Source organism: Halorhodospira sp. M38, assembly GCF_022227985.1.
In the GTDB taxonomy this organism is placed as follows: domain Bacteria; phylum Pseudomonadota; class Gammaproteobacteria; order Nitrococcales; family Halorhodospiraceae; genus Halorhodospira; species Halorhodospira halophila_A.
This window is the reverse complement of sequence record NZ_JAJNQP010000042.1, coordinates 1-6,191: the sequence shown is the minus strand read 5'-3', so window position 1 is coordinate 6,191 and position 6,191 is coordinate 1. Positions and strand designations below refer to the sequence as shown.

7 protein-coding genes are annotated in these 6,191 nt (G+C 61.2%); 1 reads left to right on the top strand and 6 read right to left on the bottom strand.

Annotated elements, in window-relative coordinates:
• Positions 1–36: 36 nt before the first annotated feature.
• The 6 genes from LRA98_RS12305 to LRA98_RS12280 all read right to left on the bottom strand — a co-directional run bounded on the left by LRA98_RS12305 (position 37) and on the right by LRA98_RS12280 (position 4,179).
• Positions 37–1,059 (bottom strand): pilus assembly PilX family protein, encoded by a 1,023-nt coding sequence (locus tag LRA98_RS12305; RefSeq protein ID WP_238634185.1) that lies wholly within the window; start codon positions 1,057–1,059, stop codon positions 37–39.
• Positions 1,060–1,078: 19 nt separating this feature from the next.
• A complete protein-coding gene (locus LRA98_RS12300) occupies positions 1,079–1,636 on the bottom strand; it encodes a prepilin-type N-terminal cleavage/methylation domain-containing protein (RefSeq protein ID WP_238634186.1) in 558 nt (185 codons plus the stop codon).
• Positions 1,633–2,073: a type II secretion system protein gene (locus LRA98_RS12295; protein ID WP_238634187.1), complete on the bottom strand. Its 441-nt coding sequence runs from the start codon at positions 2,071–2,073 to the stop codon at positions 1,633–1,635. The genes LRA98_RS12300 and LRA98_RS12295 overlap by 4 nt, the downstream gene beginning before the upstream one ends.
• A complete protein-coding gene (locus LRA98_RS12290) occupies positions 2,061–2,510 on the bottom strand; it encodes a GspH/FimT family pseudopilin (protein WP_274519981.1) in 450 nt (149 codons plus the stop codon). The genes LRA98_RS12295 and LRA98_RS12290 overlap by 13 nt, the downstream gene beginning before the upstream one ends.
• A 269-nt stretch (positions 2,511–2,779) precedes the next feature.
• On the bottom strand, positions 2,780–3,538 hold the full coding sequence (locus LRA98_RS12285) for a hypothetical protein (protein WP_238634189.1): 759 nt from the start codon (positions 3,536–3,538) through the stop codon (positions 2,780–2,782).
• A gap of 86 nt (positions 3,539–3,624) precedes the next feature.
• Entirely contained in the window at positions 3,625–4,179 is a 555-nt protein-coding gene (locus LRA98_RS12280) for a pilin (RefSeq protein WP_238634190.1), read from the bottom strand.
• Positions 4,180–4,457: 278 nt separating this feature from the next.
• On the opposite strand from LRA98_RS12280, the gene LRA98_RS12275 reads away from it, so the two are divergent.
• A complete protein-coding gene (locus LRA98_RS12275) occupies positions 4,458–6,149 on the top strand; it encodes a putative bifunctional diguanylate cyclase/phosphodiesterase (RefSeq protein ID WP_238634191.1) in 1,692 nt (563 codons plus the stop codon).
• Positions 6,150–6,191: the final 42 nt, after the last annotated feature.

Here is a 6,191-nt window from a genome sequence, read left to right as displayed (position 1 = left end):
TTGGCACGGCTGACAACGCCGGTACATTAAGAGCTGCTAATACTCGCCCCATGGTGTACTGGCTTCCACGTCGATAGGGTTCTGGTCAGCCGACAGTCGCGAGTGGCGCTGGCAATCTTCTTCCGTGCCTAGGCATAGGTAATCCAGCTCAATGGAGTCCCCTTCCCATGCAATGGTGAACCTGGCGCTAGGGTGGTTGATTTGCTCTTTGGTAACCCCTGTCATCTCGACGGCGTAGTCGTACCCAAGCTCTTTCAGATCTGCTGTGCGTGCGTGTGAAGAGACGAACATTCTTTCTCGGTTTGCGTCTTCGCTGTCTTTTTCGTTTTTTTTGACCTTGCCCAATTGTCGCAAACCGAAATCTTTGACGACTCCCTCGGAGCGGGCGCTGAGACTCAAAAAGAGGTACCAACTCTGGCCGGCAGGGAAGTCCTCCTTAATTAAGCTATCAACCGGTTTGTTGCGATTGAAAGAATCTCGTCCGGAGCCGCTGCTTAACCAAAGGCGGGGGGGGGCGAGATCGGTATTAAAGTCCCGCGGGTTGCCAGCGGAAAGGTTGGTCCAATAGTTGTCGCCGAGGAGGGATCCAGCCGGGGCATGCCCTCTGTTGTCGAGTAGTGCATCCGTGAACACCACCTCCACCATTCTTTGGGCGCGAGCGTTTTCCTTGTCGCCTTCCGGAGTCCAGCCGGTAATGGTGACGAGGCAATTTTCGTCGGGAGAGAGCCCAGCTGATACGGAGAAGTTTCCACCTTCGTCTCCCTCGAATGCGGGCGTATGTTCAGAGGTCCAGTCGTCGAGCGTTCCGCACATCTGCTCGACGTCCGAGAGGTCCGGGTTGTCGCGCAAGAAACCACTGGTTCGTTCCAAACCGCTCTCGGCCGCGTACAGGGCGCGAACACCATCCCGTTGTGTGTCGCTGGTGACAATGTCGGTAAGGAGGGCGGTGGTCAGTGCCGCGACCCCGGCACCGACGAGGACGAGGAGGAAGATGAGCGACACGAGGAAAGCCCCGTGCTGCCGCGGGTGCCCGGTGAAGCGAGTGCCGTGATTGTCCATGTCGGGCCCTGCCTTGTTGCTACTGGCGGGGGAATACAGAGGCGCTGATTGACGTTTCGCCGCCGCGCCTACCGTCGTTGAGTTCCATGCGCCACACATATCCTCGGTCGTGCTCGTTCTCGAGGGGATCTTCATTCAGTGTTAGGTCGACAGAGGCAAAGTCGCAGGAGCCGCCATCATCGAGTTTCGCCAAGGGGACTCCATTGCGCCGCAAGTACCCATCGGCCGTGCGGTACTCGTAAATGACCTCGCGGGTCGCGCCGTTAAGGATCTTCTTGGTGAACACCAAACGGCACTCGCCAGCGGCGAGATCGTCGGCCTGGTGGGGCTTCTCGGTAGCCATTCGCATGTCCCGAACCCAGCGTTCCGTCGCCAAGGTCAGCTGTCGGGAGATATCGGCCTCTCGTTGCGCGTCGGTCCAGACGCCGAGCGCTCCGCTGAAGATCCCAGCCAGCACGCCGGAGAGGATGCCCGCAAGGATCAGCACCAAGACAAGCTCTAACAGCGTGAAGCCGCGCTGGTCACGTTTCCGGGGAGGCACAGTAGGCGCTACGTCCACTTCCCGTTCCTCTTTCATGGCCGTTGCTCGAAGTCCACGACCGTCATCCGGAGGGGCTCAGTGCCCCAGCGCGATGTCACCGGTTCCACCTCGAAGACGTAGAAGTTGTCTTTAGGTCCCTCCAGCACTTCAAGGCGCACCTTTTCTTTCAAGCCATCGGCCAACTTAATACGATTGGCCAGCTCGTCCGAGCTGAGCCCGACGAGAGCCTCCCGCGGGTCATCAGAGAACAGGTCACCATAGCGCTTTGCCGCGAGCATATGCTCCATGGCCGTCTGCATGAGCTGGGTATTCTGGGCGTAATCACGATCAAGGCCGATCTGCGGCAGCAGCGCGCGCCACCAGTTGGCAAGAGCCGTTACGACGATGCCCAGAATGACGAGCGTGACGATCAGCTCGAGGAGGGTGAATCCTCGGGTTCGAGTCGGCGGACCGGTGCGTCTTAGGACTCGCATGGGCGAGTCTCCACATAGCCAGTTTCCACGTAAATACAAAGGCGGCGCTCATCGCCGTTGCGTCGGAGGCTAAGAGTCACCGACTCCCCACCGCGTACCACACGTCCGTAAGCGGATTCGAAGCACAAGGGCTCGCCCCCGAGGTCGAGTGAGACACCGTCGAGCGGGCGGGCGGTTGAGCCGTCCGCCCAGGAGCTCGAGGTACCGTCGATTTCCAGGTGGTAGGCGTCGTCTTCCGAGGGCATCAAGCAGGCGCGTGCGCCGCGGTTCATGGCCTGGGCCTGGGCGTAGCGAAGATCCGCTGCCAGGCGGTCCTTCTGCCCCAGCCCGACGCCCTGTGGCCAGGCCCCGACCGCCACTGAGGCCAGGATGCTAAGAATGACCAGAACGGTGACCAACTCAATCAGGGTCATCCCCTGGCAGTTGCCTGGGACCATGCGGAGGGGGTGCGGTAATCGCCGCCATCCAGACGCTGTACGATCCTGTCCGCTCATGTGTTGTGCCCGTCCCTACCCTAGAAGCGGCGTTCTCCTGAGTCCCAGCCAGAGGCCGCTCAATCTCGATCAATCTTCAGCATAGCATAAGCAATGGAGAAAAACTCATGGGAATTTTATTCCGTCAAAGCTGACTCGTAGGTGTTGAGCATCCAAGTCCGCGTCGACCTCTGGGTTCCAGCTGCGTAGATGCTTGTTGGAAGAAGGCGCGATCAAGAAACGAAAGGCTTACGATACTCCTGAAAGCAATAAAGAACCGCAGCAAGCAGCAATGTCGCCGCAATGAGTTCAATGGACTCTTCTACGAGGCCATCCATGAACTCAAAAGAAGAGATGGCGGTGCAGGTGTAGACCTCATCACTCCACGGGAGAGAGATGGTGCGACCTTCAATGAGGCGTTCCTGGATCCATGAACCAACAACCCTGTACCAGTCACCGACGTTCCGTGTGGCGGATGCAAAGGCGATCAGACCGTAGACAGGGTAGCCGATTAGAAAAAGCCGTCTGGCTAGCTGTGGCAGTTTCCCTGAGCGTAGAAGAAGGAATAGGGCTAAGACCATCCCGCTGGCCAGAAACGCGTAGTAGCTAAGCTCTACAGTCGCTTGGAGTACCGGTGTGGTGTTGTCGATAGCTAGCAGGTCACCGGCGACATAGTGACGGGTATTGTGGGCGTCTTCGAGGTATAAAAGAAGGAAGCCTGCGGCTAGAGCCCACCAGCCTGCTGTGGGTTGGTGGCTTTTGGCTTGGTAGGCGAGGCAACCAGCGCTGAAGACGAAGCCTAGAGCGAGGTAAGCATGTTGTAGGATCTCGATCGGTCCGGCTTCTGTGAAAAAATAAAATGTTGTAAATTTATCGAAGTGGCTAACAAGGTTGATATTATGACAGAAGTCGGATACGAACGCTCCAGCGTAACCAATGATTAAAAAGAAAGTGGTGAACCAGAAGAGGATCTGAGGCTTGTAATAGGTCATGCGACTATTGGAAGTCAGTGATATTGCGGGTCACCTACAGGTGGCCCGCAATATCATAATCCACTCAGAGAAGGTAGGTTTTTTTACTAATCCGATTCTTCTTCAACAACGACGCATCGGGCATCGCCGCTGCCTAGAGCATTCTGAGGAATACGAAACTCCGCAACGATGTCGCCAGTATCAACGGTGTTGTCGCCATCATCGTGTTCCCTGATATTGTAGTTTTCTAAGTCGGGCATGCTAATCGTAGCAATCCCCAGATCGTCGTCTCCGTCGTACCAGTTGTTGGGATTAAGAGTTTCACCCGCGTTATCCTCAAAACCGCCACAAGTCAACACGGCGTTCCAATTTATACCACTACGCGTGCGGACACCGACGTCTACTTCAGACAATGCACTATTAATGGAGCTGATGGCTGAGGTGACCTCAGCTCGCTCCTGAACACCCAGAAACTGCGGCACCGCAATCGCGGCGAGAACACCAAGCACTGCCAAGACGATAACCAGCTCAATCAACGTGAAACCTTCTTCACGTTGACGGCGGCGACGGGGCTCGGTGCTCAGGCGGTGGACGTACTGCTTGGCCAGATCGACGAGGCTGACCGTGCGGGAGTGGCTGGATCGCTCCATGCTTTCCTCCATCGGGCTACTCTCCTGCTTTGGTTCGGCCGCGTGCGGCCGGTCGGTTACTGCATAGCGCCCGTGGGGGAGGCGGGCACGAGACTACAGTAAACCTATTGTAAACGTGGGAACCGACGGTGTGAAGCGAGGCAAGCGCGCGATAACGCCCCGGAGCGTGTCAAACCGTCGCGGTAAGAGATGCCGGGTGGCTATCCGCCGGGGTGCGCAGTGGTCTATGCTGGACTGGTCGTGGGTCGGTCGGCTCGCGGCGCCCATGAAGGCTACGGAGAAGGCCGCCCATGGTACGGATTGACCGCTGGCTGGCGCTCGCCCTGACGCGCTGGCAACACCCCGCGGGGCTGCGGCGTTGGCTGGCGGTTGCGGGGATCGCTGGGCTCATCGCCGCGGCGACGTTCCTGGTCTGGGAGACCGGCGGTATCCGGTACGCGTTCTCCCATGTCATGTACCTGCCCGTGCTGCTCGGCGCCGCCCTCTTCGGTGCCGCCGGCGGCGTGGCCGCGGGGCTGGCCGGCGGGCTCGCTCTGGGGCCGGGGATGCCCATCGATACCGCCACCGGCGAGATGCAGGAGCCGGTCAACTGGATCTACCGGACTGCCTTTTTTGTCTTTGTCGGCGGTGTGGTGGGCATGCTCGGTCAGGCGGTGGCCCGCCTGCTCGGCGAGGACCCGGTCAGCGGGGCGCCGAGCCAGCAGCCGCTGCGCCAGGCGCTGGAGCGGACTCTGGAGTCGCCGGTATCCGGACACGCCCCGCGGCGCCTCTCGGTGCTGGTGGCCATCTTCGACAACTACACCGAGCTGGTGAACACCTTCGGCCCGGAGGTGGGCGTGCGGCTGATTGGTGGCGTGGTGCAGCGGCTCCAGGCTTCGTGCCAGGGCGATGCCGGAGTCTACCACCTCCACGGGGAGCGGTTCGCGGTGGTCGTCGACGGGGAGCGGCTGGATGATGTCCGCGCGCGCATCCGCGCGCACTCTATGGAGCCCCTGGTCGCCGATGGGGTGCCGCTCTACGTGAACCTGACCTTCGGGCGGGCGGACCATCCGGAGCACGGCACCAGCGCCGAGGAGCTGATCCAGCGCGCGACCATCGCCGCCGATCTGGCCAGCCGGCGGGGCGAGCGCGAGCGCGTTTACGATGCCGGCAGTGATCAGACCAGCCGCGAGAACCTGGTCCTGCTCAGCGGCTTCCGGCGGGCCGTATCTCACGGGGAGCTCTGCCTCTACCACCAGCCCAAATGGCACCTGGAGCGGGAAAGGGTGGTGGGTACCGAGGCGCTGCTGCGCTGGCAGCATCCGGAGCACGGCCTGTTGACCCCGGTGCGTTTCATCCCGCAGCTGGAGAGCAGCCACCTGATCCACGAGCTGACGCCCTGGGTGGTCTCCGCCGCGCTGCGGGATCTGGCCGAGCTCCAGCGCGACGGTCGCGCCTGGCACGTGGCGCTGAACCTCTCCGCGCGCAACCTCAACGACGACGGACTGATCGGCGATCTGGAGCGGGCCCTCGCGGAGACCGGCACCTCGCCGGAGCAGCTGGAGGTGGAGGTCACCGAGTCGGCGGTGCTCGCCGACCCGGAGCAGGCCCGCCGGGTGCTCGGGCGGCTGCGGGACTGGGGGATGGGGGTGGCCATCGACGATTTCGGCGCCGGGCAGACATCGCTGGGTTACCTGCGCCGTCTGCCGGCGACCAGCCTCAAGATCGACCGTGTCTTGATCCAGCAGCTGGCGGGAGCGTCGGCCGACTGCCGGATCGTGGAGTCGGTGGCCGGACTGGGGCGTCGGCTGGGGATGGAGGTGGTTGCCGAGGGCGTGGAGGATCGCGCCACCCTGGCCATGGCGCGCAGCGCCGGGTGCGATATTGTTCAGGGGTACGGGATCTGCCCACCGCAGCCCATGGAGACCATCCGCGAGGCCTTTGCGCGGGAGCGCTCCGGCCAGGCGCAGGACTTTGCAGTGGGGTCATCGCCAGAGGCCTAACGCGCGGCGGGACCCCGCCGAAGGAAAGCCGTAAAAAAACTG